The organism is Actinokineospora sp. NPDC051303 (genome assembly GCF_055586285.1).
The window spans coordinates 1-26633 of record NZ_JBVJIN010000032.1; the positions used below are offsets into that span (position 1 = coordinate 1).

21 protein-coding genes are annotated in these 26633 nt (G+C 71.6%); 9 read left to right on the forward strand and 12 right to left on the reverse strand.

Annotated features, from left to right (window positions below):
• Positions 1-169 precede the first annotated feature (169 nt).
• Positions 170-1636 (reverse strand): glutamate synthase subunit beta, encoded by a 1467-nt coding sequence (locus tag ACZ6SD_RS22680; protein ID WP_465318967.1) that lies wholly within the window; start codon positions 1634-1636, stop codon positions 170-172.
• On the reverse strand, positions 1629-6155 hold the full coding sequence (gene gltB / locus ACZ6SD_RS22685; protein ID WP_465318968.1) for a glutamate synthase large subunit: 4527 nt from the start codon (positions 6153-6155) through the stop codon (positions 1629-1631). Before gltB ends, ACZ6SD_RS22680 begins: the two co-directional genes overlap by 8 nt.
• A gap of 476 nt (positions 6156-6631) precedes the next feature.
• Here gltB and ACZ6SD_RS22690 point away from each other — a divergent pair, with 476 nt between their 5' ends.
• Complete coding sequence (locus ACZ6SD_RS22690) at positions 6632-7093, forward strand: FxsA family protein (protein ID WP_465318969.1); 462 nt, start codon at positions 6632-6634, stop codon at positions 7091-7093.
• A gap of 91 nt (positions 7094-7184) precedes the next feature.
• Complete coding sequence (locus tag ACZ6SD_RS22695; protein ID WP_465318970.1) at positions 7185-7721, forward strand: superoxide dismutase; 537 nt, start codon at positions 7185-7187, stop codon at positions 7719-7721.
• Between the two features lie 60 nt (positions 7722-7781).
• On the opposite strand, the gene ACZ6SD_RS22700 is transcribed toward ACZ6SD_RS22695, so the two are convergent.
• Positions 7782-8651 (reverse strand): class I SAM-dependent methyltransferase, encoded by an 870-nt coding sequence (locus tag ACZ6SD_RS22700; protein ID WP_465318971.1) that lies wholly within the window; start codon positions 8649-8651, stop codon positions 7782-7784.
• A 94-nt stretch (positions 8652-8745) separates the two neighbouring features.
• On the reverse strand, positions 8746-10278 hold the full coding sequence (locus ACZ6SD_RS22705) for a substrate-binding domain-containing protein (RefSeq protein ID WP_465318972.1): 1533 nt from the start codon (positions 10276-10278) through the stop codon (positions 8746-8748).
• 210 nt (positions 10279-10488) lie between these two features.
• Here ACZ6SD_RS22705 and ACZ6SD_RS22710 point away from each other — a divergent pair, with 210 nt between their 5' ends.
• Positions 10489-11634, forward strand: a complete 1146-nt coding sequence (locus ACZ6SD_RS22710) for a Vgb family protein (protein WP_465318973.1) — start codon at positions 10489-10491, stop codon at positions 11632-11634.
• Here the strand turns inward: ACZ6SD_RS22710 and ACZ6SD_RS22715 are convergent, their stop codons facing one another.
• On the reverse strand, positions 11635-12468 hold the full coding sequence (locus tag ACZ6SD_RS22715) for an NUDIX hydrolase (RefSeq protein ID WP_465318974.1): 834 nt from the start codon (positions 12466-12468) through the stop codon (positions 11635-11637).
• A 112-nt stretch (positions 12469-12580) separates the two neighbouring features.
• Here ACZ6SD_RS22715 and ACZ6SD_RS22720 point away from each other — a divergent pair, with 112 nt between their 5' ends.
• Positions 12581-14080, forward strand: coding sequence for an endonuclease/exonuclease/phosphatase family protein (locus ACZ6SD_RS22720; RefSeq protein ID WP_465318975.1), 1500 nt, complete (start codon positions 12581-12583; stop codon positions 14078-14080).
• Positions 14081-14096: 16 nt separating this feature from the next.
• On the opposite strand, the gene ACZ6SD_RS22725 is transcribed toward ACZ6SD_RS22720, so the two are convergent.
• Positions 14097-16598 (reverse strand): DEAD/DEAH box helicase, encoded by a 2502-nt coding sequence (locus ACZ6SD_RS22725; RefSeq protein ID WP_465318976.1) that lies wholly within the window; start codon positions 16596-16598, stop codon positions 14097-14099.
• A 93-nt stretch (positions 16599-16691) separates the two neighbouring features.
• Between ACZ6SD_RS22725 and ACZ6SD_RS22730 the strand changes: the two genes are divergently transcribed.
• Complete coding sequence (locus ACZ6SD_RS22730; RefSeq protein ID WP_465318977.1) at positions 16692-17447, forward strand: hypothetical protein; 756 nt, start codon at positions 16692-16694, stop codon at positions 17445-17447.
• A gap of 48 nt (positions 17448-17495) precedes the next feature.
• On the opposite strand, the gene ACZ6SD_RS22735 is transcribed toward ACZ6SD_RS22730, so the two are convergent.
• Positions 17496-18227 carry an SDR family NAD(P)-dependent oxidoreductase gene (locus ACZ6SD_RS22735; protein ID WP_465318978.1) on the reverse strand — a complete coding sequence of 244 codons (732 nt, stop codon included), beginning with the start codon at positions 18225-18227 and terminating at the stop codon, positions 17496-17498.
• Between the two features lie 268 nt (positions 18228-18495).
• Between ACZ6SD_RS22735 and ACZ6SD_RS22740 the strand changes: the two genes are divergently transcribed.
• The 3 genes from ACZ6SD_RS22740 to ACZ6SD_RS22750 all read left to right on the forward strand — a co-directional run bounded on the left by ACZ6SD_RS22740 (position 18496) and on the right by ACZ6SD_RS22750 (position 20978).
• Positions 18496-19485: a helix-turn-helix domain-containing protein gene (locus ACZ6SD_RS22740; RefSeq protein ID WP_465318979.1), complete on the forward strand. Its 990-nt coding sequence runs from the start codon at positions 18496-18498 to the stop codon at positions 19483-19485.
• 126 nt (positions 19486-19611) lie between these two features.
• Complete coding sequence (locus ACZ6SD_RS22745) at positions 19612-20058, forward strand: peptidase inhibitor family I36 protein (protein ID WP_465318980.1); 447 nt, start codon at positions 19612-19614, stop codon at positions 20056-20058.
• 47 nt (positions 20059-20105) lie between these two features.
• Positions 20106-20978 (forward strand): hypothetical protein, encoded by an 873-nt coding sequence (locus ACZ6SD_RS22750; protein ID WP_465318981.1) that lies wholly within the window; start codon positions 20106-20108, stop codon positions 20976-20978.
• A gap of 67 nt (positions 20979-21045) precedes the next feature.
• On the opposite strand, the gene ACZ6SD_RS22755 is transcribed toward ACZ6SD_RS22750, so the two are convergent.
• The 5 genes from ACZ6SD_RS22755 to ACZ6SD_RS22775 all read right to left on the reverse strand — a co-directional run bounded on the left by ACZ6SD_RS22755 (position 21046) and on the right by ACZ6SD_RS22775 (position 26012).
• Positions 21046-21684 carry a hypothetical protein gene (locus tag ACZ6SD_RS22755; RefSeq protein WP_465318982.1) on the reverse strand — a complete coding sequence of 213 codons (639 nt, stop codon included), beginning with the start codon at positions 21682-21684 and terminating at the stop codon, positions 21046-21048.
• A 156-nt stretch (positions 21685-21840) separates the two neighbouring features.
• The gene (locus tag ACZ6SD_RS22760; RefSeq protein ID WP_465318983.1) at positions 21841-22677 is read right to left on the reverse strand and encodes a metallophosphoesterase family protein; all 837 of its coding nucleotides are present in this window, start codon (positions 22675-22677) and stop codon (positions 21841-21843) included.
• 101 nt (positions 22678-22778) lie between these two features.
• Complete coding sequence (locus ACZ6SD_RS22765) at positions 22779-23261, reverse strand: (2Fe-2S)-binding protein (protein WP_465318984.1); 483 nt, start codon at positions 23259-23261, stop codon at positions 22779-22781.
• Between the two features lie 11 nt (positions 23262-23272).
• Positions 23273-25513, reverse strand: a complete 2241-nt coding sequence (locus ACZ6SD_RS22770) for a xanthine dehydrogenase family protein molybdopterin-binding subunit (RefSeq protein WP_465318985.1) — start codon at positions 25511-25513, stop codon at positions 23273-23275.
• A 103-nt stretch (positions 25514-25616) separates the two neighbouring features.
• On the reverse strand, positions 25617-26012 hold the full coding sequence (locus ACZ6SD_RS22775) for an ATP-binding protein (protein ID WP_465318986.1): 396 nt from the start codon (positions 26010-26012) through the stop codon (positions 25617-25619).
• Positions 26013-26207: 195 nt separating this feature from the next.
• Here ACZ6SD_RS22775 and ACZ6SD_RS22780 point away from each other — a divergent pair, with 195 nt between their 5' ends.
• On the forward strand, positions 26208-26561 hold the full coding sequence (locus tag ACZ6SD_RS22780) for an STAS domain-containing protein (protein WP_465318987.1): 354 nt from the start codon (positions 26208-26210) through the stop codon (positions 26559-26561).
• Positions 26562-26633 lie beyond the last annotated feature (72 nt).

Sequence of the window (26633 nt, forward strand, 5' to 3'; positions counted from 1 at the left end):
GGCCGAAGGCTCCCCACCCGTCTTTCCCACGACGGGATCTTCCTTCGTAGGGGCCCCAAAGAAACCACTCCACCCCATCGAGCAACCCCACACAAACCAGCCCAGGGACCCACCGAGAAGGAACGGCTCGCAGGCGCCGTTGCCCGCGAGCCGTTGACCAGGGCGAGCCTCAGACCAGCGGCCGGTCCGTCGGCTCGATCGGGCGCGGCAGCACCGCGCGTTCAGTCAGGTAAGCGTCCACACCGGCAGCAGCGGAGCGGCCTTCCGCGATAGCCCACACGATCAACGACTGACCGCGGCCCATATCGCCCGCGGTGAACACGCCCTCGACCGAGGTCTGGAAATCCCGGCCGCGGGCGACATTGCCGCGCTCGTCGAGGTCGACGCCGAGGTCGCTGAGCAGCGCGCCCTTCTCCGGACCGACGAAGCCCATCGCCAGGGTCACCAGGTCGGCCGGGATGTCCCTGGCCGAGCCCTCGACCGGGACGAACCGGCCGTTCTCCATGACGACCTCGGTGAGCCGCAGCGCGCGGACGTTGCCGTCGTCGTCGCCGAGGAACTCGGTGGTGGAGACCGAGTAGACCCGCTCGCCGCCCTCCTCGTGCGCGGAGGACACCCGGTAGAGCATCGGGTAGGTCGGCCACGGGTTGGCCGTCGAACGGGTCTCCGGGGGCCGGGGCATGATCTCCAGCTGGGTCACCGACGCCGCGCCCTGGCGGTGGGCGGTGCCGACGCAATCGGCGCCGGTGTCGCCGCCGCCGATCACCACGACGTGCTTGCCTTCGGCGTGGATGGGGGAGCGGTCCAGCTCGCCCGCGGCCACCTTGTTCGCCAGCGGCAGGTACTCCATGGCCTGGTAGATGCCGCGCAGCTCCCGGCCGGGGATCGGCAGGTCGCGCCATGCGGTGGCGCCACCGGCGAGGACGACCGCGTCGTATTCCGCGCGCAGTTGCTCGGCGGTGACGTCGACGCCGACGTTGACGTTGACCCGGAACTCGGTGCCCTCGGCCCGCATCTGGTCCAGCCGCCGGTCCAGCCGCGACTTCTCCATCTTGAACTCGGGGATGCCGTAGCGCAGCAGCCCGCCGATGGCGTCGGCCCGCTCCAGCACCACCACGTCGTGGCCCGCGCGGGTGAGCTGCTGCGCCGCGGCCAGGCCAGCTGGGCCGGAGCCGACGACGGCGACCTTCTTGCCGGTGCGCGTCGTCGGCGGCTGCGGGGCGACCCAGCCCTCGGCGAAGGCCCGGTCGATGATCGAGATCTCGACCCGCTTGATGGTCACCGGGTCGTCGTTGATGCCCAGCACGCACGCGGCCTCGCACGGGGCGGGGCACAGCGTCCCGGTGAACTCCGGGAAGTTGTTCGTCGCGTGCAGCCGTTCGCTGGCCCGCAGCCAGTCGTCCCGCCAGACCAGGGTGTTCCACTCCGGGATCAGGTTGCCCAGCGGGCAGCCCTGGTGGCAGAACGGGATGCCGCAGTCCATGCAGCGCCCGGCCTGCTTGCTGCCCTTACCGGAGGTGAACTCGGCGGTGCTGTTCTCCTCGTAGACCTCGCGCCAGTCCTTGAGCCGCAGGAAGACCGGGCGGGTCTTCGGGGTCTCGCGCGGGGTGGTCAGAAAGCCCTTGGGGTCAGCCATGTGCGGCCTCCATGATCGCCTGGTCGATGTCGCGGCCGTCGCGCTCGGCCGCGGCCCGCGCGGCCAGCACCCGCTTGTAGTCCTTGGGCATGACCTTGGTGAACCGGCTGACCTGGTTGTCCCAGTCGGCCAGCAGCGCCCGCGCCACCATGGAGTCGGTCTCGGCGGCGTGCTTGGCAACGGTCTCCCGCAGGAAGTCGTTGTCATCCGCGTCGAGCGGGTCGAGGTCGACCATCTCCGGGTTCACCCTGGCCTGCGACAGGTCGAGCACGTAGGCCACGCCGCCGGACATGCCCGCGGCGAAGTTGCGCCCGGTCGGGCCGAGCACGACCACCTGGCCGCCGGTCATGTACTCGCAGCCGTGGTCGCCAACGCCCTCGACCACGGCCAGCGCGCCGGAGTTGCGCACGCAGAACCGCTCGCCGACCTTGCCGCGCAGGAACACCTCGCCGCTGGTCGCGCCGTAGGCGATGACGTTGCCCGCGATCACGTGCTGCTCGGCGGCGAACTGCGCCCCGGCGTGCGGCCGCACGACGATCCGGCCGCCGGACAGGCCCTTGCCGACGTAGTCGTTGCCGTCGCCGACCAGCCGCAGCGTGATGCCGCGCGGCAGGAACGCGCCGAACGACTGGCCCGCGGTGCCGGTGAAGGTCACGTCGATGGTGTCGTCGGGCAGGCCCTCGCCGCCCCAGCGCTTGGTCAGCTCCGAGCCGAGCATGGTGCCCACGGTCCGGTTGACGTTGCGCACCGGCAGTTCCAGCCGCACCTTGTCGCCGGAGTTCAGCGCGCCCTCGGCGAGCTGGATCAGCGTGTTGTCCAGCGCCTTGTCCAGCCCATGGTCCTGGGCCACGACGCGGTGCCGCGCGGCGCGCGGGGCGAGCGCGGGCACGTGGAAGATCGGCGACAGGTCCAGTCCGGACGCCTTCCAGTGGTCGACCGCAGCGCGGGTGTCGAGCAGCTCGGCGTGGCCCACGGCCTCCTCGATCGAGCGGAAGCCGAGCGCGGCCAGGTACTCCCGGACCTCCTGGGCGACGAACTCGAAGAAGTTGACGACGTACTCGGCCTTGCCGCTGAACTTCGCCCGCAGCACCGGGTTCTGCGTCGCCACGCCCACCGGGCAGGTGTCCAGGTGGCACACGCGCATCATCACGCAGCCCGAGACCACCAGCGGCGCGGTCGCGAAACCGAACTCCTCCGCGCCCAGCAGCGCGGCCACGACGACGTCCCGGCCGGTTTTGAGCTGGCCATCGGTCTGCACGACGATCCGGTCGCGCAGCCGGTTGGCCAGCAGCGTCTGCTGCGTCTCGGCCAGCCCCAGCTCCCACGGCCCGCCCGCGTGCTTGATCGACGACAGCGGGGAGGCCCCGGTGCCGCCGTCGTGCCCGGAGATCAGCACCACGTCGGCGTGCGCCTTGGACACCCCGGCCGCGACCGTGCCGACGCCGACCTCGGAGACCAGCTTCACGTGGATGCGGGCCGCCGGGTTGGCGTTCTTGAGGTCGTGGATGAGCTGCGCTAGGTCCTCGATCGAGTAGATGTCGTGGTGCGGCGGCGGCGAGATCAGGCCGACGCCCGGCGTCGAGTGCCGGGTCTTGGCGATCCACGGGTACACCTTCGTGCCCGGCAGCTGACCGCCCTCGCCGGGCTTGGCGCCCTGGGCCATCTTGATCTGGATGTCGTCGGCGTTGACCAGGTACTCGCTGGTGACGCCGAACCGTCCACTGGCGACCTGCTTGATCGCCGAGCGGCGCGCCGGGTCGTAGAGCCGGTCCGGGTCCTCGCCGCCTTCACCGGTGTTGGACTTCGCGCCCAGCCGGTTCATGGCGATCGCCAGGGTCTCGTGCATCTCCTGGGAGATCGAGCCGTAGGAGATCGCGCCGGTGCCGAACCGCTTGACGATCTCCGAGACCGGCTCCACCTCATCGATGGGGACCGGCGGGCGCACGCCCTCCTTGAAGGCGAACAGGCCGCGCAGCGTCTTCAGCGACGCCGACTGGTCGTCGACCGCGCGGGTGTACTCCTTGAAGATCTCGTACTTCCCCGACCGGGTGGAGTGCTGGAGCTTGAACACGGTCTGCGGGTTGAACAGGTGCGGCTCGCCCTCGCGGCGCCACTGGTAGTCGCCGCCGACGCTGAGCTCGCGGTGGTTCGCGCGGACCCCGTCCCGGGGGAACGCGGTGACGTGCCGCTGGCGCACTTCCTCGGCCAGCACGTCGAAGCCGACGCCGCCCAGCCGCGACGTGGTGCCGGTGAAGCAGGCGTCGATGACCTCGGGGCCGAGGCCGAGCGCCTCGAAGATCTGCGCGCCGTGGTAGGAGGCCACTGTGGACACGCCCATCTTGGACATGGTCTTGCGCACGCCCTTGCCCAGCGCCTTGATCAGGTTGCGGGTCGCGGTGCGCGCGTCCGCGCCCTTGATCAGGCCGCGCTCGGCCATGTCCTCGACCGTGGCCATCGCCAGGTACGGGTTGACCGCGGACGCGCCGTAGCCGATCAGCAGCGCCACGTGGTGGACCTCGCGGGCGTCGCCGGACTCGGCGATCAGGCTGACCTGGCTGCGGGTCTTCTCCCGGACCAGGTGCTGGTGCACCGCGCCGACGAGCAGCAGCGACGGGATGGGCGCCAGGTTCTCGCTCACGCCTCGGTCGGACAGCACGACCACCCGGGCGCCGTGCTTGATCGCCCAGGACACCTCGGCGCGGATCTCGTCCAACTGCTCGCGCAGCGCGTCGCCGCCGCCGCGCACGTCGTAGAGGCCGTGGATCGTGACCGACTGGAACTCGGGCAGGTCGCCGTCGTCGTTGGCGTGCACGATCTTCGCGAGCTCGTCGTTGTCGACCACCGGGAACTGCAGGGTGATCCGGCGACAGGACTCCGCGCTGGGCGCGAGCAGGTTCGGCGCCGCGCCGAGGTAGGTGCCCAGCGAGGTCACCAGCTCCTCGCGGATCGCGTCCAGCGGCGGGTTGGTCACCTGGGCGAAAAGCTGGCTGAAGTAGTCGAAAACCGGCCGCTGCCGGGTCGACAGCGGCGCGAGCGGGGCGTCGTTGCCCATCGAGCCGATCGGCTCGGCGCCGGTGCGGGCCATCGGTTCCAACAGGACCGACAGCTCTTCCTCGGTGTAGCCGAACGCTTGCTGTCGGTGCACCAGCGAGGCGTGCGTCGGCACCTCGCGCTCGCGCTCGGGCAGGGTCTCCAGCGGCACCAGGCCCCGCGCGACCCACTCGGCGTACGGGTGCTCGGCGGCCAGTTCGCCCTTGATCTCCTCGTCATCGATGATCCGCCCCTCGGCGGTGTCGACAAGGAACATCTTGCCCGGCTCCAACCGTCCCTTCCGGACGATCGTGGTCGGGTCGATGTCGAGCACGCCGACCTCGCTGGCGAGCACGACCAGGCCGTCCTCGGTCACCCAGTAGCGGGCCGGGCGCAGACCGTTGCGGTCGAGCACGGCGCCGATCTGCGTGCCGTCGGTGAACGACACCAGCGCGGGCCCGTCCCACGGCTCCATCAAGGTCGAGTGGAACTCGTAGAACGCCCGGCGCGCGGGGTCCATCTCGGCGTGGTTCTCCCACGCCTCCGGGATCATCATCAAAATCGCGTGCGGCAGGCTGCGCCCGGACAGGTGCAGCAGCTCCAGCACCTCGTCGAAGGACGCCGAGTCGCTCGCGCCCCGGGTGACGACCGGGAAGACCCGCTTGAGGTCGCCGGGAATCAGGTCGCTGGCGAGGGTCGCCTCCCGCGCGTCCATCCAGTTCCGGTTGCCACGCAGCGTGTTGATCTCGCCATTGTGCGCGACATAGCGGTACGGGTGCGCCAGCGGCCACGCCGGGAACGTGTTGGTGGAGAACCGGGAGTGCACCAGGCCGATCGAGCTGGTGACCCGCTCGTCGGACAGGTCGGGGAAGAACGCCTCGACCTGGGGCTCGGTGAGCATTCCCTTGTAGACGATCGTGCGCGAAGAGAGACTGGCGAAGTACAGCCCGTGCTCGACCGCGTCGTGCTCGGCGCGCTTGCGCACGCAGAAGGCCAGGCGCTCCAACGCCAAACCGGACACCCCGTCGGCGGCGGCCAGGAACAGCTGGGCGAAATGCGGCATGACCGAGGCCGCGGTGGCGCCCGCGTGCTCGCGGTTCACCGGAAGCTCGCGCCAGCCCAGGACGACCGCGCCCTCCTCGGCGGCGACCCGCTCGGTGACCGCGACCGCCTCGGCGCGCGCGGCCGCGTCGACCGGCAGGAACGCCGTGCCGACCGCGTACGCGCCAGCCGCGGGCAGGTCGAACTCGACCACCTCGCGGTAGAAGGCGTCCGGAACCTGGATCAGGATGCCCGCGCCGTCGCCGGTGTCCGGCTCGGCTCCTCTGGCGCCCCGATGCTCCAGATTGCGCAGGGCGACGAGAGCTTTGGCGACGATGCCATGGTCTCTGCGACCGGCGAGGTCGGCGACAAAGGCCACCCCGCAGGCGTCGTGCTCGTAGTTCTCGTCGTAAAGACCACCCTTGAGGCAGTCTTGGCGGGTCGTCACAGCTAGCGGCCCTCCCATGATCTGGAGCGCACACGGGCGCGTGGTCAAAGCAGGCGGGGAAAGGCCGCAGGGGGCACCTTCACCGTCCACTCGGCCCGGTGTCGCGTCATACGTGCGGCGACAAGTTCGCCCGGGCTCGGGCGGTGGAGCGCACCTCATCGTGCGGAGTGGCGGCACATACTGGCGGATGTGCTGCCGGATCGCGGCGATCGAGTGGGTCTCCGGTGTGGAGCAGCAATCACCGCGCGTGGGTCATCCCCGGGGTCATCCGGGGGGTTCTCATGACAATAGTGTGAAATCGACGTATCCGGGATACGCCAAGCGAGGCCCGTGGTGAAGGCCACGTGGTCTTGACGGCGTCGCTATCCGGCTGATTATACCCCTGACCAGGGCGAACAGGGTTTCGGGATCGTTTCGGCAGGTTCGTTCGTTGAGCCTGGTGCCATCGAATCACATCCCCGCGAGGAGCCCCAGCCGTGCCCGTCCTGCTGATCCTGCTGCTGGCGATGGTCGCCGAGATCACCGTGCTGGTGACGGTCGGCGACCTCATCGGCGTCCTCCCCACCATTGCCCTGCTCATCGTGGCCACCGTCGCGGGCGCGGCCCTGCTGCGCCGCGAGGGCGCCCGGACGCTCGCCGCGCTGCAACAGTCCCTGTTCGCCCGCCGCGCCCCGCAGCGCGAGCTGGTCGACGGCATGCTCATCGCCGCCGCGGGCGTGCTGGTCGTCGTCCCGGGCTTCATCAGCGACGTGCTGGCCCTGCTGTTGCTCCTGCCGCCGACCAGGGCGCTGGTCCGCCGGTGGGTGGTCCGCCGGGCCGAGCGGGCGGTGGCCGAGGGCAGGCGGCAGACGATCATCGTCGACTCGGTGGTGGTCGACCCCGAGCCGCCGCGCGAGCGCCCGGTCATCGTGATCCCGGAGAGCAGGCACACGGACTGACCGTTCTCCTGCCGTTAATCTTTGTCCCCGCAGAGCCTGATTCGGGTGGGCGGTGACCGCGGGCTTGGCGGGCAGTGCCAGGATCGACGGCATGCGATCACTGCTGACGGCGGCCGCGGCGCTGTGCCTGCTGGCCGCTTCCACCACGCCCGCCTCGGCGTCGGGGTCGGGCGCGTTCGAGCCATACCGCGCGGGCGCCAAGGCGGTCACCTACGACCCGGCGCTGGTCCCGGTCGGCGCGCATGCCGCCGTGATCCCGTTCACCGCGGGCCGCAAGACCGTCGTGCTGCTGGTCGTGCACGGCCTGGTGCCCAACCGGCACTACGGCGCGCACGTCCACACCAAGCCCTGCGGCCCGAACCCGGCTGACGCTGGCCCGCACTTCCAGAACGTGCCCGACCCGGTCACGCCGTCGGTGGACCCCGCTTACGCCAACCCGGAGAACGAGGTCTGGCTCGACTTCGTCACCGGCGCGCACGGCCAGGCGGTCGCCACGGCGAAGGTGCGGTGGCGCTTCGGCGACCGCCCGGCTGGCTCGCTGGTCATCCACCGTGACCACACCCACACCGAGCCCGGCCAGGCAGGCACCGCCGGTCCCCGCCTGGCCTGCGTCAACGCCGACTTCTGACCCGGCGGGCCCGCACGCGGCTATCGGGCGCCTGCCCGGTTCGCCCGGTGTTCGCTTTCGTCAGGCGGTCGGGGACGACGCGCGGGCGGAGACGAGCCAGCAGGCGGCGGTGAAGCGGACCTCGGTCCCGTGCACGAACGGCGCGAACGCGGCGCGGGCGGTGTCGATCACCACGGCGCGGGTGCGCTCGTCGGCGTCGTGGAGCGCGCGCCCGACCGGGCCGAGCAGGGTCAGGTAGCGGACCAGGTCCGGCTCGGGCAGCGCGCAGACCACGTCGAGCGGCGCGATGTCGACCCCCGCCCAGTCGCTCGCGCCGAGCACGCCGCGCACGCGGTCGGCGTCGGCGAAGGCGAACTGCCCCGGCGCGTCCGGGTTCCGGGCGGGCAGGTTCGGCAGCAGCGGCGCCACGGCGCGCTCCGCGGTCGTCATGAACGGGTTCTCCTCGGCGCCGCGCCAGGCGATGAACCGGAGTTCGGCGCCGTCGGCCGCGGCCCGGCGCAGGTTCGCGAACGCCTCGACCGGGTCGTCGAAGAACATCACGCCGAACCGGGAAATGATCATTTCGGCCGCCCCGGGCGGGAAAGCGTGGGTTTGCGCGTCGGCCAGGACGAAGGTGGCTGGCGCGTTGTCCCGGTCCGCCCGGGCCCGCGCGGCGCCGATCATCGGGCCGGAGATGTCCACGCCAACGCAGCGGCCCCTGGCGCCGAGCGCCCGTGCGACCGCGGTGGTCAGCCCGCCGGTGCCGCAGCCGATGTCCAGGACACCCGAGGGCGACCGGGCGAGCACGGCGTCGACCAGCAGGTTCTCGAACGGGGTGAACATCTGGTCGAGCAGGTCCTGGGCCTGGACCCAGGCCTGCCCGGCGACGCCGTTCCAGAGCGCGGTCTGGTCGGCGGTCTCGCGCGCCACGGTCGTGCGTGCGGTGTCCACGGTGGTCTCCCTCGTGCGGTTCGGATCTGGCAACCGCACTGTTGCAGTTCAAGTCGACTTGAAGTCAAGTCCTCGACCGCGCCGCCGGGAGACCTCAGGTGGCGGGCTTGCAGAGCACCGGGTTCTGCAACTCGTCGCACGGGCGGTTGCCGTGCGAGCGGATGATGTCCTTGCCGACCTGGTTGGTCAGGTACCGCAGGAAGTTCGCGGTCAGGGAGTTCGCGGGCGGCTCGCCGTAGGTGTAGGCGTATTCCGTTTCCCAGAACGGGTACGCGCCGTGGACGGCCGCGTTCAGGGCGGCCTCCTGGCCCGCGATCCGGACCACCGTCAGGTCTTCCGCCCGGTCGGCCGCCGCGCCGAACTCGGCGTAGCCGATGGCGCCGGGGACCTCGGCCACGATGTCGAGTAAATCCTCCGTGCGGTCCTGCTCGCAGCGGGGGACACCGGGCTCGCCGCCGCTGTCCACGCTGCGGCAGTCGTCGGAATTGGTCGCCGGTTCCCGCTTGCCGTCGAGCACCTGGCGCTGGAACGTGCTGCGGGTGCCGGACCCGGGCTTGCGGCTGACCAGGGCGACCTTCACGTCCCGGCCGCCGATCTCCTTCCAGTTCGAGATATTCCCCGCATAGAGCCGCCGGACCTGGTCGAGGGTGAGGTCGGCGACCCCGGCCTCTTTGTTGGCGACCAGCGTGAACAGCAGGAAAGCGACCGGCCTGGGCAGCAGCATCGGCTGCGTGTCGTTCTTCTCCCCGTCCGTGAACGCCACCATTTCCGGGGATTTCCCCGCGTCTTTCCCGGCCTCGGCCAGCTTTTGCAGACCGGCGGTGCTGCCGTCGAAATCGAACTCGAACTCGGCGCTGGCGCAAGTGGCGGCATAGGACTCCGCGGCCTCCCGCATGACCTTCTCAAACGCCGTCGACCCGGCCAGTCGCAGCTTTCCGGTCGCACAGTCCAGCGGCGCTCCTGGGCTGAACCAGATGAAGCCGCCGAGCACCAGGATGATCACGGCCATGAACACCATCAGCAGGGACGCCCGGCGGGGAGTGCCGGTGCGCGCTTCGTTCGCCTTCGCGATCCCGCCCGTGATGCCCACTTCGACCCTGGGCTCCCCGGTTGTGCCCACCCGTTCCAGAATGGCCAGGACCTTGTAGTGGTCGCCGGGGTTCAGCGGCACCTTGGGCAGGTCGATGATGCCGGTAGTCCCGTCCGCGTCGCTGGTCTCCTGGCCGGTGTCGAGCCCGGATTCCTCGCCGAAGTTTCTGCTCAGATTGGGGTGGCTGAGTTCGGTGACGACCATTCCGGCGACTTTCCGGCCGGGGAACCGGATGCGCACCCCCGCCCTGACGTCGGCGAGAACCTGGTAATCGCTTTCGTTGATGGCGGTCACGCCGTCGTTCTCGATGCGCACCAGGACGAAGGACGGGTCGGTCAGCGGCTTGCCGTCTTTCTGGGTCATCGTCGCCAGGATTCCGGCGTGCCCGGTGCCGATCTCGTCCAGCGCCGAGGTGTCCATCTGCACGCGGTACCCGAGCCGCTTGCGGCGGACCAGGACGAACTCCCAGAAAAAGGCGAAAATCGGTATCGCGACACCGATCAGGGCCAGAATGAACGCGAACAGGTCCAGATCCACCAGTGTCTCCCAGTACCGCCCGAGCCGTGATTCGCCCGAGTATCGCGGGAGATCACCCGCGATCGGCGGGAGTCGGCGACGTGCCGATCAGAATTCACCGTCCCGTAGCCCGCGGTTTCCACCCGGCTGGCCGCGCCCCACCCGTTAAGGTGATCGCCTTGGCCGGGCGGAGATCCCTATCCTCGATCGATGCCGACTCGAAGGAGCGACATGGCGAACTCCGCACGGCGCCCGCGCCGGTGGCTCCGACTCGGCGCGGCGACCCTGGTCGCCTCCGCGCTCGTGCGGGCCCCGGCCGCCTTGGCCGCCGGACCGATCACCGAGTACGGCCCGGTTCCCTCGGCCATCCCGATCGGCGGCGTGTGCGAGGTCGAGTTCGACCACCGCGGCGCGCTGTGGGTCGAGCAGTACCTGAGCAGCCAGGTCGCCCGGTTCGACCCGGCCACCGGGCGGTTCGACAACTTCAGCACGCCGATGCCGCTGTCGGTGCCCGGCGGCATGGACCTCGACCGCGACGGGAACCTGTGGCTGCCCCAGGTGACCGGCAACAGCCTGCTCCGCGTCGACACCCGCGACGGCGGCATGACCGAGGTGCCGCTGCCGTGGGCCAACGCCTTCGACGCCACGCCGCTGGGCATCCCGCTGCACACCGGCCTCGGCCTGGCCAACGACCTCGCGCTCGGACCAGACGGCGCCCTGTGGTTCACCCTCGGCGGCCTCGACTCGATCGGCCGGTACGACCCGGCGACCGGGGCGTGGAGCAAACACCGGGTGCCGGGCGAGATCCTGGGCCAGGTCGGCGCGCTGTTCGGGATCATCAAGCCGGGACCCGGGCGCACGGTGGTGTTCGACCTGCCGCAGATGAACAAAATCGCCACTCTCGACGTCGACACCCACCAGTTCACCCAGTACACGATGCCCACGCCCGCGTCGTTCCCGGTGGGCGTCCGCACCGCGCGCGACGGTTCGATCTGGGTCGCGGAGGCGCTCGGCATGAAGATCGCCCGCATCGAGCCGGGCGGGCGGATCACCGAGTACCCGCTGCTGGGAGTCGGCGGTCTGCTGAGCAGCGTCCTCGACGGCCTGCTGGTCGGCAGCATCGGCAACCCGCTGCCGATGCCGGGGCCCATCGCGGAGGCGGGCGACGGGAAAATCTACTTCGCGGTGAGCTTCCCCGCCGCGTTCGGACTCGGCAACCAGATCGCCCGGTTCGATCCGGTCACCCGGGACGTGCGGATGTGGAGCACGCCATCGTCGGCGTCGTATCCGTGCGACATCAACGTGCACCAGCCGGACGCGGTGTGGTTCGGCCTGCTGACGTCCAACCGGATCGGCAAACTGGACATCGGCGGCTGATCACCCGAACTGGGCCAGCAGCCAGCCGGGGCCGGTGACCTCCGCGCCCACTTCGACGCAGCGCTCGCGGAGTTCACGGTCGGCGGTGACCACGAGGCGCGGCTCGGTCCGGTGGGCGGCGGCGGTTTCCACGATGGTGTCGTCGCCGTCGCGGGGAGCGTTGACGATCTCGACGTGGTCGGTCGGGGCGATGCCGCGGGCCTGGCCCTCGACCACCAGGATCATCCGGGGATAGGCGAGGGCGAACGGGGCGAGAGCGGTCAGCCCGGTGGTGGCGAGCGTGGTGAGGTTGTCGCGCAGGCGGGCCGCGGCGCCGTTGCGGTCCCGCCACCAGCCGTCCGGGCGGGAGCCCATGACGTTGGCGCAGTCGATGATCAGCAGCGGCCTGCGCAGGCATTCGCGCAGCCGCGGCCAGGACGCGGCGAACGGGGCGAACAGGGTCCAGTCGGCCACGTCGGCGATCGGGACCCAGGCCGCGGCGCGGGTTTCCGATGACGCCGGGTGGACCTCCGGGCGGCTGTCCATGGTCCCGATCACCGTGTCGTACGCCCAGCGGCCGTGGTCCTCCCGGAGGACGCCGTGGGGGCGCACGAGCGCGGGGTCGAGGGTGCTTTCCTCCGCCGTCTCGCGCAGGGCGGCGGCGATGGCGTCCTCGTGGCTGTCCCGCGCGCCGCCGAACAAGCCCCAGGTGTTGCCGCCGGGGGTCCACCAGGCGCGCTGCTGCAACAGCACGTGCCCGTCGTGGACCGGCAGCAGACCGGCCGCCCCATAGCGCCCCCAGTGCACATGGCCCTGCCCGCACCGCACGATCCGGTCGCCGTCCCCCCGGGTCATCGCGCTCCTCTCCGCCCGCTCATCGTGTCCGAGTTCACTCTGCCCGCCCGCGTTCAACGCGCCGTCAACCGGTGTTCGCCGGGGCGGCGCGTCCACCCCGCATGGTCCGTTGGTGAGAATCAGACCCGCACTGCGCATCCTCCTGGCCGTGGTCCTGCTCGCGCCAGGCGTGCCCGCCGCCGCCGTGTCCGGCTCGCTGGCGCTCGACCGTGCCGAGTACACCGTCGGCGCCCCGCTGACCGCGACTTATCAGACCGATCAGCCCGACCCGCAGAACTGGGTCGGCGTCTACAGCGACCCCGGCAACGCCCCGGTGAACGGCGTCTACGTCGGTCCGAGCACGGTCTGGGCCTACGCCCCGAACGCCTCCGGCTCGGTCACCCTGCCCACCAGCGGCCTCGCCCCCGGCGCGTACGTCGCCTACTTCCTGCACGACGACGGCTACGCGTCCCTCGCCGCGCCCGTCCGGTTCCGGGTCCTCGGCGCGGGCGGCCAGCCGCCTCGGTTCCTCGCCGACCCGACGCCGCTGCGCAACGCGCGGGCGGGCGCCGCCTACCAGGCGAAGATCACCGCGATCGACCCGGACGGGACCGCCGTCCGCTACCGCAAGGTCAGCGGCCCCAGCTGGGCCAAGGTCGGCGTCGACGGAGCGGTCACCGGCGTCGCGCGCCTCGGCGCGGCCGAGATCGTGGTGGAGGCGGTGGACGGCGAGGGCATGACCGCCCGCGCCACCGCGACCGTCACGGTGCGCGGGGCTGGCGAGCGGCTGGTCCCGGAGCCGGTGGTGACCGCGTTCAACGCCTGGCACTCCGGCTCCCAGGTGCGCGACGGCATCACCAAGCAGCTTCGGTTCCTCGCCGCGTCCGGCAGCGACGTCGTCGGCCTGTCCGAGAGCCGCGGCACGCACGCCAAGACCCTCGCCGACGCCCTCGGCTGGCACTGGGCCCATGACGGCGGCGACCTCGCGGTCCTCAGCAAGTACCCGCTCGGCGAGACCTTCGCCGCCGACGCGGGCTTCGGCGCGCGGGTGCGGTTCGCGCCGGGGGAGGAGGCCGTGCTGTGGGACGTGCACCTCAACTACACGCCTTACGGCCCTTACGACGCGTGCTTCGACCGGATGAGCGTCAGCGAGATCATCGCGCGCGAGCACTCCTCCGGCCGCGTCGCCGAGATCAATAGCGTGCTCACGGCCATGGCCCCGCACCTGGCGGCGAAGGCGACCGCCCCGGTGTACCTGGTCGGCGACTTCAACGCGCCGTCGCACCGGGACTGGACGCCCGCCGCCGCGAGCCGCCACTGCGGCTACACCATCGCGTGGCCGGTCAGCACCGCCGTGGAGCGCGCGGGCCTGGCCGACTCGTTCCGCGCCGTGCACCCCGACCCGGTCGCCGCGCCCGGCGACACCTGGTCGCCGGTCTACCCCCGGCACAACGGCTCGTCCGGCCCGGTCGAGCCGCAGGACCGCATCGACTTCGTCTACGCCGCGGGCGCTGTCCAGCCCGTCACCAGCGCCGCCGTCGTCTACGGCACACCCGCCGCGGTGCCCGGCCACGCGGACAACGAGTGGGCCTCCGACCACGCTGCCGTGGTCACCCGGTACCGGGTGGGCTGATGCCTGCCGCGGTCGTTCACAGCTCGCCGACCTCGGTGATGTGGACGACCGCGGTCCCCGCCTCGTCGGACGCGGCCAGGTCGATCTCGGCGGTGAAGCCCCAGTCGTGGTCGCCCGCCGGGTCGTCGAAGATCTGGCGGACCAGCCAGCGTTCCGGCTCCGTCTCGATGATCAGCAGCGCCGGGCCGCGCGCGTCCGGGCCGGTGCCGATCTGGCTGTGCGCCTCGAAATACGGTTCGAGGGCGTCCGCCCACGCCTCGGCGTCCCAGCCGGAGTCGGCGTCGAGGTCGCCGAGTTCGCGGTAGGCGCGGCGGGCGGCCAGTTGGACCCGGTGGAACAGCGCGTTGCGGACCAGGACGCGGAACGCCCTCGGGTTCTTGGTCACCCCGGGCGGGGTCTCGTCCAGTGGCGCGGTCAGGTCGCCGGTGTCCGGGTTGGTGAGTTTCGCCCATTCGTCCAAGAGGCTGGAGTCGACCTGGCGGACCAGTTCGCCCAGCCATTCGATGAGGTCGCTGAGTTCTTCGGTTTTCGCTTCGTCCGGGACGGTCTGGCGGACCGCGCGGTAGGCGTCGGCCAGATAGCGCAGGACCAAGCCTTCGGATCGCGCGAGCTGGTAGAAGGAAATGTATTCGGTGAAGGTCATCGCGCGCTCGTACATGTCGCGCACCACCGACTTCGGGGAAAGTTGGTGGTCGCCGACCCAGGGGTGACCTCTGCGGTAGGTCTCGAACGTCGCGCCCAGCAGTTCGGCGAGCGGTTTCGGGTGGGTGACGTTCTCCAGCAGCTCCATGCGCTGGTCGTATTCGATGCCCTCGGCCTTCATCGCGGCCACGGCCTCGCCTCGGGCCTTGTGCTGCTGGGCGCTGAGGACCTGGCGTGGGTCGTCCAAAGTGGACTCCACGATGGAGAGGACGTCGAGGGGGTAGCTGGGGGACTCGCGGTCGAGCAGGTCGAGCGCGGCCAGCGCGAACGGCGACAGCGGCTGGTTGAGGGCGAAGTCGAATTGCAGGTCGACGGTCAGGCGCACGGTGCGGCCCTGCTCGTCTGGCTCGTCCAGCTTCTCCACCACGCCCGCGGCCAGCAGGCCCCGGTAGATCGCGATGGCGCGCAGGATGTGCCTGCGCTGCGCGGGGCGGTCCTCGTGGTTGTCGGTCAGCAGGTGGCGCATCGCGGCGAACGCGTCGCCCGGCCTGCCGATCACGTTGAGCAGCATCGAGTGGCTGACCTGGAAACTCGACGTCAGCGGCTCGGGCTCGGCCGCGACCAGGCGCTCGAACGTCGGCTGCCCCCAGGAGACCATGCCCTCCGGGGGCTTCTTGCGCACGATCTTGCGCCGCTTCTTTGGGTCGTCGCCGACCTTGGCCAGGGTCCGCTCGTTGTCGATGACGTGCTCGGGGGCCTGGACCAGGACCGTGCCGAGGGTGTCGAAGCCCGCCCGGCCCGCGCGCCCGGCGATCTGGTGGAACTCGCGGGCCTTGAGCAGACGGGTCTTCACGCCGTCGTACTTCGACAGGGACGTGAACACGACCGTGCGGATGGGCACGTTGATGCCGACGCCGAGGGTGTCGGTGCCGCAGACGATCTTCATCAGGCCCGCCTGCGCCAGCCGCTCCACCAGCCGCCGGTACTTGGGCAGCATCCCGGCGTGGTGCACCCCGATGCCGTGCCGCACCAGCCGCGACAGCGTCTTGCCGAAGCCGGAGGAGAACCGGAAGTCGCCGATCAGCGCCGCGATTCGCTCCTTCTCCGCGCGGGTGCACACGTTGATGCTCATCAGCGCCTGCGCCCGCTCCAGCGCAGCGGCCTGGGTGAAGTGCACGACGTAGATGGGGGACTGGTTGGTGCTGAGCAACTCGTCCAGCGCCTCGGTCAGCGGCGTCATCCCGAACGAGTAGAACAGCGGCACCGGCCGCTCCGCCGAGGTGACCACCGCCGTGGGCCGCCCGGTGCGCCGGGTCAGGTCCGTCTCGAACCGGCTGACGTCCCCGAGCGTCGCCGACATCAGGACGAACTGCGCCCGGGGCAACTCGATGATCGGGATCTGCCACGCCCAGCCGCGGTCGGGCTCGGCGTAGAAGTGGAACTCGTCCATGACGACCTGGCCGACGTCGGCGTCCGCGCCGTCGCGCAGGGCGATGTTGGCCAGGATCTCCGCGGTGCAGCAGATGATCGGCGCGGTCCCGTTGACGCTGGAGTCGCCGGTCATCATGCCGACGTTCTCCGCGCCGAAGGTCTCGCACAGCGCGAAGAACTTCTCCGAGACCAGCGCCTTGATGGGCGCGGTGTAGAAGCTGCGCTTGCCGTGCGCCAGCGCCGTGAAGTGCGCCCCCACCGCGACCATGCTCTTGCCGGAGCCGGTCGGGGTGCTGAGGATGACGTTCGACCCCGAGACGATCTCCATCAGGGCCTCTTCCTGGGCGGGGTACAGGGCCAGGCCCTGATCGCCAGCCCAGGTGGCGAAGGCGTCGAAGAGGTCGTCGGGTTCGGGGGTGGCGGGCAGCCGTGCGGTGAGCGTCATGGTGGGTCGATCGTGCCAGTTGCCCGCGCACGACGGCGCGACCGGGTTGAGCGCCGCCGCGCCGGTGAGGGAAAGTGGCTAAGATCACTTGCCATGTCACTGGAAGCGCTGATCGGCGTCGCCGCCCTCCTGGTCAGTGTCCCGCAGGGAATCGTGGCGATCCGGCAGCTCATCACCTCGCGGAACTCGGCCGCCCCGGGCGGCAAGCGGCGTCGTGGCATGCGCTGGGCGGTCTCCGCGGCGGTGTTCTTCCTGGTTGCCGTAGGCGCGTTCGCGGCGATGAGCGCCAATTCGGATTCCCCCACCGCTGAGCCGGGCAAGGACCAGCCGACGCCGACCGGGTCGGCCCCGGCGCCGGGGCCGACCAGTGGCGGCCCGAGCGAGTCGGCGACGACCACCCGGGACTCGCCCAGCCCGGTCGAGCCAGCGCCGGTGCGCGACGAGATCACCGTGCCGCCACCCGGCTGCGGCGGGTCGGCGGGGGTCGACGTGCAGCTCGACGATCCCATTCAGGTGACCCCGGGCGAGCGGGAGAGCCCGCAAGCGGACCTGGAGTACGACGACTGCGCGGGCAATATCTATCCGGGTTCCCAGGGATCGGCCGGGTTGTTCACCGAGAACCCGACGCCGACCCGCGACCAGTGCGCGGCAGCGGCCCGGCGCAACCCGATCGGCGACTACCGCTCCATCCACACCCTGCGCACCGGGCAGGTGCTGTGCGTCATCACCGACGAGAACAACGTGGTCGCGGCGGAGATCAGGAAGCTCGGGCCGCCGTTCGGGGAAGTGAGCGACGACAAGCCGCAGCCGACGATCACCCTGGCCCTGACCCGCTGGCCCGGCCAGTGACTCCGCCACCTGGGCTGGCGCCCAGGTGGCGTCGCCGGGTGATTCTCGTCAGGTCGCCGTGCGGCCGCCGTCCGCGGTCAGGATGGACCCGGTCATGAAGCTCGACCGGGGCGAGGCCAGGAACAGGACGGTCTCGGCGATCTCCGTCGTCGTCCCGGCCCGGCCCAGCAGGGTGGTCCGGCCGAACTCCTCGAACTGCTCGCCGAGCGCGGCGACCGCGGCCTCGGTGCGGATCGGGCCGGGGGCGACGGCGTTGACCCGGATGCCGCTCGCGCCGAACTCCGCCGCCCAGGTCCTGGTGAGCGCGTCGAGCGCGGCCTTCGTGGCGCTGTAGACCGCGCCGCCGGGCACGGCGACCGACGCGGCGATGCTGGAGACGTTGACGACGACGCCTTCGCCCTTGGCCGCCATCTTGGGGACCAGCGCCGCGGTGAGGAAGAACGGCGCCCGCACGTTGACGGCGAAAAGCTGCTCGTAGGTGGGCACGTCCTGCTCAAGGGTCGGGGCGAACGGGAAGATCCCGGCGTTGTTGACCAGGATGTCGACCTCGCCCACCTCGTCGGCGAGCGCCCGGAGCGAGTCGAGGTCGCCGAGATCGGCCACGGCGAACCCGGCCGTCCCGCCCTCGGCCTCGATGGCGGCCGTGGTCTCCGCGCCGCGTTCCGGGTCGCGCCCGGTGACCACGACCCGCGCCCCCGCGCGGGCCAGCGCCACCGCGATGTCGCGGCCGATGCCCGCGGTGGCTCCGGTGACGAGCGCGGTCTTGCCCTGGAGTTCCATGGTGTCCCCTGGTTCGTTGTTCGTTGAACTACGAACCAGGTATACCACGACTTGTTCGTCGTTCGGCGAACCTCTGGGCGGCGCTCCCGGAGCGTGGGAGCCCGGCCTGCCGGGCGTCGAAGGGGATCATTCGGACACGGTCAACGGGTGGGCGGGTGAATAGCCCTTTCTCGCCCGACGCGGGTTTCACGCATTCGGTGGTCCAGGCGGACCGCGCGAATCACTACGATGACCCTGAATGGGGGGCGTCGAACTGGGGAGTCCGGAGATGATCGAATCGCAATTCGATACCGAATGCGTGTCGAAAGCGGAAAGATTCTCGGCGTGGTGGGAACTGATCGAAGACGGTCTGCTGACCGCGTACCGCGAGGACGTGGCCGATTTCCGGGCGAAAGCGCGGTTGCGGCAGCTCGGTGACATTCGGGTCACAAACCTGCGGGTTCCCGCCATGGGCACCACGCGCGCGGCCGGGATGGCGTGGCAGGACGATTCCGAACGGTATTTTCTGCTGTACGCGGCGCGTGGCCACATCGAGGTGGTGTCCAGCGGTCACGAGGTCACGATCGACCCCGGGGATTTCGTGCTCGGGAGCACGGCGCGGGCTATTCAGGGCTTGTCGACGGCCGCCGCTGACGGTCAGTGCGTGATAATCGATTTCCCGAGGGCGCTGCTGCCGCTGCCGCCGACCGACCTCGCCCCGCTCATCGTGAACCGGCTGTCCGCGCGCGGCATCGGCGCGCTCCTCGCGGGCTGCCTCGACGGACTGCTCGCTGACGACCTGCGGGCGCGCCCACAGGACGCGGGCAGGCTGGCCGCCGTCGTGGTCGATCTCCTGACCGTCTGGTGCGCCCAGGAACTCGACCTCCGGGCGGCGGTGACCCCCGAGACCCAGCACGACGCTCTCTTGGCCCGGGTCAAAGCGTTCATCCACCAGCACCTCGGTGATCCCGACCTGTCGCCGAGCACGGTCGCGGCCGCTCATCACATCTCGCTCCGCCACCTGCAGAAGCTGTTCCAGCGGCAGGACGCGAGCGTGGCCGCCTGGATCAGGCGCAGCAGGCTCGAACGGTGCAGGCGGGATCTGGCCGACCCCGGAAAACTCGCCCAGACGATCCAGAGTATCGCCAACCGGTGGGGGTTCGTGGACAAAGCCCACTTCAGCCGCGCCTTTCGCGCCGCGTACGGGGCATCGCCAAGCGAGTACCGGCATCTCGTGCGGGACCTGCCGGTGCGGGAATCGTCAACGACCGTGCGCTGACGGTCAACGACACCGATTACTTCCGGCGGCCACAATAGTGAGGGTCCGCGGCGGGGTGCGGACGGCGGTGGGAATCCATCGTCCAGACCTGGGGAGGATGAAAACGTGGCAAAAATGCTATCCAGAATGGCGATCGCGTTTGCGGTGATCGCCACGCTCCTGACCGGAGGGTCGATCGCGGCCCAAGCCGAAAGCAACACGCCGAGCACGGTGTCCGGTGAAGTCGGAGCGCAGGGGCTCTCTGATTGCACGTCGACCCACGCCTGCTTCTGGGCGTTCACCAACTACGGCGGAAATGTGGGGAGAGTCCGGGGGGACAACACGGACTTTCGGCGGCTTTCCAGCAGCGTTCCCGCTTGCGGGGGCAACTGGGACAACTGCGTCGAGTCGATAGCCAACCGCGGCACCCAGTGCACGGTCTACTTCTGGACCGGGTACGGCTACACGGGCCGGTACCACAGCCTGTCCAGGGGTGACCAGGTGCCCAATTTCGGAGCGGCGCCCCCGGTCGGCTACGGCGATCCGGCGTTCGCCAACGCGATCAGCTCCAACCACTGGTGCACGCCGAAGTGAGAAACAGCCGCCGACGGTGGGCGTGGAGCGTCGCGACCATCGCCGCGGTGGGACTGGCCGGTTGCGGGGACCCGCGACCGGCCAGTTCCGGCGGCGTTGCGGCTCCGCCCGCGGCTGTCTCGATCATCGACCTCGCCACCCGGTCCGGCGGCTGGCCCGCCACCGAGGAACTGCTGGAGACAGCGGCCGACCGGCTCGCCGGAGCCTGCATGGCGGCCCGGGGCTTCCCGCGGCCGGACGCGTCGCCGGTGGTCCTGCCCCGGCCCGAGGACGAGGGGGCCGCGATAGACCTGCCCGGCCGCCGCGCCCAGGGCTACCGGCTCCACCCGGGCTCCGCCGCCGCCGCGCCGGACGACACCCAGTTCCACAGCCTGTCGGAATCTGAGCAGCAGCGGTTCACGGTCGCGTTGTTCGGTCCGGACGGGAACCAGGTCGACGTGCGGTTGCCCGGTGGCGGCAGCGTCCGGGTCAGCGAGCAGGGCTGCCTGGCCGAGGGCCGCCGCGCGCTGATGGGCGACGTCCAGACGTGGGCGCGGGCCGAGTACGGCGCCGACCACTACGCCAACCGGCTCGCCGGTGAGGTCGCGGGCACACCGGAGTACCGGACCGCCCTCGCGGGCTGGCGGACCTGCATGGCGGACCGCGGCTATCCGTTCGACAGCCCGGAGGCGGCGTACCGGTCGGTGGCGGACCGGTACACCGAGCCCGGACCTGCCGAGGCGTTGCGGGAGCACGAGATCGCGGTGGCCACGGCGGACGGTGAGTGCGCGGGCCAGGCGCATCTGCCCACGGCGGCGTTGCGCGCCCAGCGGGCTCTCGCCGCCGCGCTCCCGGAGGCCGACCGCCGCGTGCTTTCCGACCTGCTCGCCCGCCGCGACAGCGCGGTCCGGCGGGCCGCTGAGGTCATGCGTGTCCCATGACCTCGGCGCGGTGTCCTTCCCGCCCCAGGGGAGGACACCGTTGGCGGCGATTCCTCGGGCAGGTAGGTCAGAAGCGGTGGCCGTAGAGGACGGCGCGGACCGCGCCCACCACCGAGGCGAACTGCGGGAGGCCCGGCTGGGCGGGGTCGGGCGGGGTGGCCCAGAAGACGGTCGACCGGGGAGTGCGGCCGGTGGGCAGCAGGACCCGGGCGCGCACCGGCTCGACCCCGGGCGGCAGGGGCTTGCGGTGGCCCTCCGGCGCGGGCTGGGCGAGGAACGTCCACTCGCTGTGGTCGCCGGGGACGGCGAGGACCGGGCCGGACAGCATCCGCAGCCGCAGCCACCACTGGACCTCCGCGCCGAGGCCGGAGCGCATCCGCAGGCCGCGGATCTCGCCGCCGAGGTCGAGGTACGCGCCGAACGTGTCGCCGTCCACCGGCCAGCCGAGAGTGGTCCGGTAGTCGGGCACCTCGAAGACGGGCGGGCCCGCGACACCGCCGGTCACCGCGTGGAGGTGGTCCGCGGCCGGGCCCGACTTGGCTGGCGTGCTCCGGTCCGGCGCCGGGCTGGTGGGCGCGGTCGGGCTCGGTGCGCCCGCCCTGCTCGCCGCTGTCCTGGGCCGCGGCGACCTGGCTTGGGCTGGGCTGGTCGGCGCGGTCTGGCCTGGTCTCGGCGAGTCCGGTGTCGGTATGTCAGCCGTTGTCATGGCGAGGCCCCTTTTCGCCGCCGGTGACCGTCCGGCCCGGTGGCTTCGGTCACTGGCCGTGCACTGTTGGGCACCACTATGGGGGCGGGACCGGCGGACTGGCCCATCCCACTGCGGCATAACCCGGGGGCGATGTCGGCCAGTCGGCCGATGGCCTCAGGCGCGGACGGGCGCGGGGAGGATCCGGCGCAGGATGCCGTGCGGGTTGCCGTGGCGGCGCCACTCGCGCGGGTAGCCCAGCGAGACCTCCTGGAACTTCACCCCGTCGTGGTGGGTGATCCGCGGGATGTGCAGGTGGCCGTAGATCATCGCGGCGGTGCGGAAGCGGCGGTGCCAGTCCGCGGTCAGCTCCGTGCCGCACCACTGGGCGAACTCCGGGTAGTGCAGCACCCGGGTCGGCTCCCGCACCAGCGGGTAGTGGTTGACCAGCACGAACGGGGTCGACGGGTCGCAGGCGGCCAGCCGCGCCTCGGTCTCGGCGACCCGGGCGCGGCACCAGTCGTCGCGGGTGGCGTACGGGTCCGGGTGCAGGTAGTACTCGTCGGTGCAGACGACGCCGCTGGCGTGCGCGATCTCCAGGGCCTGCTCCTTGGTGTCCGCGCCGTCGGGGCGGAAGGTGTAGTCGTAGCCCAGGAACAGCGGCGCGATCCGCACCGGGCCGCCCGCGCCGGTCCACACCGGGTACTCGTCCTCCGGGGTCAGCACGCCCAGATCCCGGCACATCCGCACCAGGACCTCGTACCGCTCGACGCCGCGCGCCTGCACCGGGTCGGCGGGCATCGTCCACAGCTCGTGGTTGCCCGGGGTCCAGACGACCTTGGCGAACCGCCCGGCGAGCAGCTCCAGCGCCCACTTCACGTCGCCGACCTGCTCGGCCACGTCCCCGGCGACGATCAGCCAGTCGTCGGGGGAGTCCGGCCGCAGGTTGCGCACGATCTCGCGGTTGTCCTCGTACGAGATGTGCAGGTCGCTGATCGCCAGGAGGGTGCCCACGCTCCGATCTTCGCATCCCGTCCGCGCGGATGGGGCGAGACGGCCATCTCAAGCCGGTCGGAATAGGGGATCGGTCAGCCCGGTCTCAGCGCTGCCCCGTCTCAGCGTTGGCCGGTGTCGGCCCGGCCGCGCAGCAGCTCGGCCGCCCGCTTGATCGCCTGCCGGACCCGGAAGTACGTGCCGCACCGGCACACGTTCTCGATCGCGTCGATGTCGGCGTCGGTCGGGTTCGCGGTCCGGTCGAGCAGCGCGACCGCGGCCATGATCTGGCCGGGCTGGCAGTAGCCGCACTGGGCGACGTCCTGCTCCAGCCACGCCTGCTGCACCGGGTGCAGGGCGTCGCCGTCGGCCAGGCCCTCGATGGTGGTGACCGACCGGCCCGCCACCTCGGCGAGCGGCACCGAGCACGGGGTGAAGGCCGCGCCGTCGAGGTGGCTCGTGCACGCCTTGCACACGTCCATCCCGCAGCCGTACTTCGGGCCCGTGACGCCGAGCTTGTCGCGCAGCGCCCACAGCACGGGCAGGTCGGCTGGCGCGGCCACGGTGACCGGCTTGCCGTTCACCGAGAAGGTGTACTCGGGCATGGTCGGTCTCCTCAGCGGGGCAGCGGCTCGAAGTCGACGGGGAAGTTGATCGGGAAGGCGCTCGGCCTGGTCCCGGTGGCGCGCGCGTAGGCGTTGGCGATGGCGCCCACCGCGGCGGGCACGCCCAGCTCGCCGGCGCCGCCCGGCTCCCCGTTGGCGGGCATGATGAAGATCCGCACGTCCGGCGGCGTGTCCCGCTGCCGCGCGTAGCGGAACTGCGCGTAGCTGCTCTCCAGCGGCAGGCCCCGGTCGATGTGCAGGCCCGCGCGCAGCGTCGTGGAGATCGCGTCGGTCAGGCCGCCGAGCAGCTGCGCCTCCAGTCCGCGCGGGTTGATCGGCCTGCCGTAGTCCCCGACGATCACGGCTTTGACCACGCGCGGGTTCGCGCGGTCGCGGGCGTCGATCTCGACCAGGCAGGCGGTGCACGAGCGGTATTCGTCGTGGAACCCGACGCCTTGGGCGAACCCGGCGGGCAGCGCCCGGCCCCACTGCCCTTCCTCGGCGGCCTTGGCCAGCACGGCGCGCTGCCGGTCGTTCTTGAGGAACCGCGCGCGGAACGCGACCGGGTCCGCGCCGAACCGGCGGGCCAACTCGTCGACGACGATCTCCTCCGCGCCGCGGGCGTTGGCCGAGTACACCGACCGCCAGCTCCCCGTGTGCATGGCCAGCGGCACCTCGTTGAGCAGGTGCGTGGTCACGCCGAAGGAATAGGGCGACTTGACGGTGGTGAGGAAGATCGTCTGCGCGACGCCGAGGTTGCCCGCCACCGGCAGGTTCGCCGCCGTCGCGGTCAGAATCTCGCCGAGCCCGTGCCCGAAGTCGGTCGCCACGCTGGCGGCCCGGTGCTCGAAGGTGAGCACGCCGCCCAGCGCGAACGTGGCGCGGATCTTGTGGTGGCTGGCCGCGCGGGCTCGGCCGTGGCGCAGGTCGTCGGCCCGGGGCCACATCAGCTTGACCGGCCTGCCCATGGCCCGCGAGATCCGCGCCGCCTCCAGGGCGGCGTCGAAGAACAGCCTGCGGCCGAACGACCCGCCGCCCTGCACCACGTGCACCGTCACCCGCTCTTGCGGCAGGCCGAGTTCGGCGGCGATGGTCTGCTGGGCCGCGATCGGCGACTTGAGCCCCGCCCACACCTCGGCCCGGTCGGCGCGCACGTCGGCGATCGCGGAGTTGGTCTCCAGCGGCGCGTGGCTCACGAAGGCGAAGTCGAACTCGGCGTCGACGTGCTGGGTCAGCAGCGGCGGCACGAGGAACGGCAGGGCAGCCGCCCGCAGCTTCCGACGGATCGTGGCGTCGGACTCGTCGTCCACGGTGCCCCGGCCCCAGGTGACCCGCAGCGCCTCGGCGGCCCTGGTCGCGTGCCAGAACGTCTCGGCGGCGACCGCCACCCCGGTCGGCACGACCGCGACGTCCACGACCCCGGGCAGAGCCCGCACCGCCGCCTCGTTGTCGACCGAGCGGACCGTGCCGTTGATCGTCGGCGGCCTGCGGACCACGGTCGGCAGCGCCCCCGGCACGTCGAGGTCGAGGGTGTACCGCTGCCCGCCGGTCACCATCGCGCGGGCGTCCACCCGGGAGGTCGGCGTGCCGACGACGGTGAACTCGGACTCCGGTTTCAGCTCGACGGGCCCCACCACCAGGTCCGGTCGCGCCGCGCTCGCGGCCAGCTCGCCGTAAGCCGCGGTCCGGCCGTCCGGCGCGCGCACGACGCCGTCCCGGGTGCGCAGGCCCTCGGCCGAAGTGCCCCAGCGGCGGGCGGCGGCGGCCACCAGCCGCGCGCGGGCCGTCGCCGCGGCCTGGCGCACCGGCCGGTAGACCGAGCGGATCGTGTTGGACCCGCCGGTGAGCTGGTTGAACAGCAGTTCCGGGCGGGCGTCGTCGAGGTCGACGCGCACCCGCGCCAGCGGCAGGTCCAGCTCCTCGGCGACCAGCATTGCCGTGGCGGTGGTGATGCCCTGGCCGACTTCCGCGCGCGGCAGCCGCAGGGTCGCCACGCCGTCCTCGGCCACGGTCAGCGTCAGCATGGCCGAGGTCGGGGCCGCCGCGAGGATCAGGATGTCGCCCAAGTCGACCACGTCGGCGGGCGCGGGCAGCGGGAGGACGGCCGCGGGCGCGGCCGACGGCACGGCCAAGTCCGCGGCGATCGTCAGCGTGGGCGCGGCGACCAGGTAGGCCAGGAACCGGCGTCGGCCGAGCGGGCTCGCGGCGGGCGCGTCATCGGGCGGGCCGGAACGCGGAGCGGACGGGGCCATGCGCGCCTCCTTGAGCGGTGCCGGAGGCGACTCTAGGGAGAGACCCGGCAACGATCAACGGTGCGTAATCAGTTCGGCCTAATCCAGTGATGGCGGGCCGGGCTCAGTGGCCGCGGAGCTTGCGGATCACGATGTGCACCGGCGGTCGCACGCCCTCGCCGACGCCCGCGTCGACCTCGTCGGTCAGGGTGCGCAGCACATGCCACCCGAACGAGTCCATCGCGGGCGGGCGGCCGTCCCGGGAGCGGGTGCTCGCCCGGAACCGGATGCCGTCGGCGTCGAGGTGGAAGCGGCAGTCGAGCAGGGCGCCCGGGGCGGCCAGGGTGATCAGCTGGGAGCACACCTCGTCCACGGCCAGCCGCAGGTCGTCTATCTCGTCCACGGTGAAGTCCGCGCCCATCGCGACCGTCGCCGACACGCCCCGCACGATGGGCAGATTGGCCAGGTCCGCGTGCAGCCGCAGCTCCACGTCCGCCTGGGCGGTGTCGGGCACGCTCATGTTCCCTCGATCCTCGCTCGGTGACGCGAGTCGCCCGTCCGGTGGAAAACTCGTGCCGGGTGACTACCCCGCGCACTCTTGGTCGACACGCTAGCGCCGCGCGACGCCCCGATCGACCCGGATGGGCACACTAGGGTGGACTAGAGAGGTGAACCGGCGGCCCGCGCTGGGGCGCCGAACGGGTGAGGTGGCTCGATGAGCAAGTCAGACCTGCTGACCGTCGAGTCCGGCGTGCACGGAAACGCCGTGGTGCTGAGCGTGCGGGGCGAGATCGACATGGGCACCGCGCCGGTCCTGCGCCGCCACCTGGAGGACGCGCTGGTCGGCGCGGGCGGCGGCGCCGTGCTCGTGGACCTCACCGAGGTCGAGTTCCTGGCCTCCGCGGGCTTGTCGCTGCTGGCCGAGTACCACACGCGCTGCCGTGAGCGGGGCCGCGCGCTGCGCGTGCTGTCCGACGGCGGGCCCGTGCTGCGGGCCATCCGAATCAGCGCCCTCGACCAGGTGCTCGACCTGCACCCGTCGCTGGCCGCCGCCCTCGCCGCGGGCTGAGCGGGCGTCCGGCCGGGTCCGGTCGGCACGCGTACATTGAGGGCCACCGCACAGGGGAGCAGCCAGGGAAGG

What these genes read in the sequence shown, in the direction of transcription:
- ACZ6SD_RS22680 (WP_465318967.1), bottom strand. Translation starts at nt 1,636, where the DNA reads ATGGCTGACCCCAAGGGCTTTCTGACCACCCCGCGCGAGACCCCGAAG.
- ACZ6SD_RS22695 (WP_465318970.1), top strand. Translation starts at nt 7,185, where the DNA reads ATGCGATCACTGCTGACGGCGGCCGCGGCGCTGTGCCTGCTGGCCGCT.
- ACZ6SD_RS22710 (WP_465318973.1), top strand. Translation starts at nt 10,489, where the DNA reads ATGGCGAACTCCGCACGGCGCCCGCGCCGGTGGCTCCGACTCGGCGCG.
- ACZ6SD_RS22715 (WP_465318974.1), bottom strand. Translation starts at nt 12,468, where the DNA reads ATGACCCGGGGGGACGGCGACCGGATCGTGCGGTGCGGGCAGGGCCAT.
- ACZ6SD_RS22725 (WP_465318976.1), bottom strand. Translation starts at nt 16,598, where the DNA reads ATGACGCTCACCGCACGGCTGCCCGCCACCCCCGAACCCGACGACCTC.
- ACZ6SD_RS22730 (WP_465318977.1), top strand. Translation starts at nt 16,692, where the DNA reads ATGTCACTGGAAGCGCTGATCGGCGTCGCCGCCCTCCTGGTCAGTGTC.
- ACZ6SD_RS22735 (WP_465318978.1), bottom strand. Translation starts at nt 18,227, where the DNA reads ATGGAACTCCAGGGCAAGACCGCGCTCGTCACCGGAGCCACCGCGGGC.
- ACZ6SD_RS22740 (WP_465318979.1), top strand. Translation starts at nt 18,496, where the DNA reads ATGATCGAATCGCAATTCGATACCGAATGCGTGTCGAAAGCGGAAAGA.
- ACZ6SD_RS22745 (WP_465318980.1), top strand. Translation starts at nt 19,612, where the DNA reads ATGGCGATCGCGTTTGCGGTGATCGCCACGCTCCTGACCGGAGGGTCG.
- ACZ6SD_RS22755 (WP_465318982.1), bottom strand. Translation starts at nt 21,684, where the DNA reads ATGACAACGGCTGACATACCGACACCGGACTCGCCGAGACCAGGCCAG.
- ACZ6SD_RS22765 (WP_465318984.1), bottom strand. Translation starts at nt 23,261, where the DNA reads ATGCCCGAGTACACCTTCTCGGTGAACGGCAAGCCGGTCACCGTGGCC.
- ACZ6SD_RS22770 (WP_465318985.1), bottom strand. Translation starts at nt 25,513, where the DNA reads ATGGCCCCGTCCGCTCCGCGTTCCGGCCCGCCCGATGACGCGCCCGCC.
- ACZ6SD_RS22775 (WP_465318986.1), bottom strand. Translation starts at nt 26,012, where the DNA reads ATGAGCGTGCCCGACACCGCCCAGGCGGACGTGGAGCTGCGGCTGCAC.
- ACZ6SD_RS22780 (WP_465318987.1), top strand. Translation starts at nt 26,208, where the DNA reads ATGAGCAAGTCAGACCTGCTGACCGTCGAGTCCGGCGTGCACGGAAAC.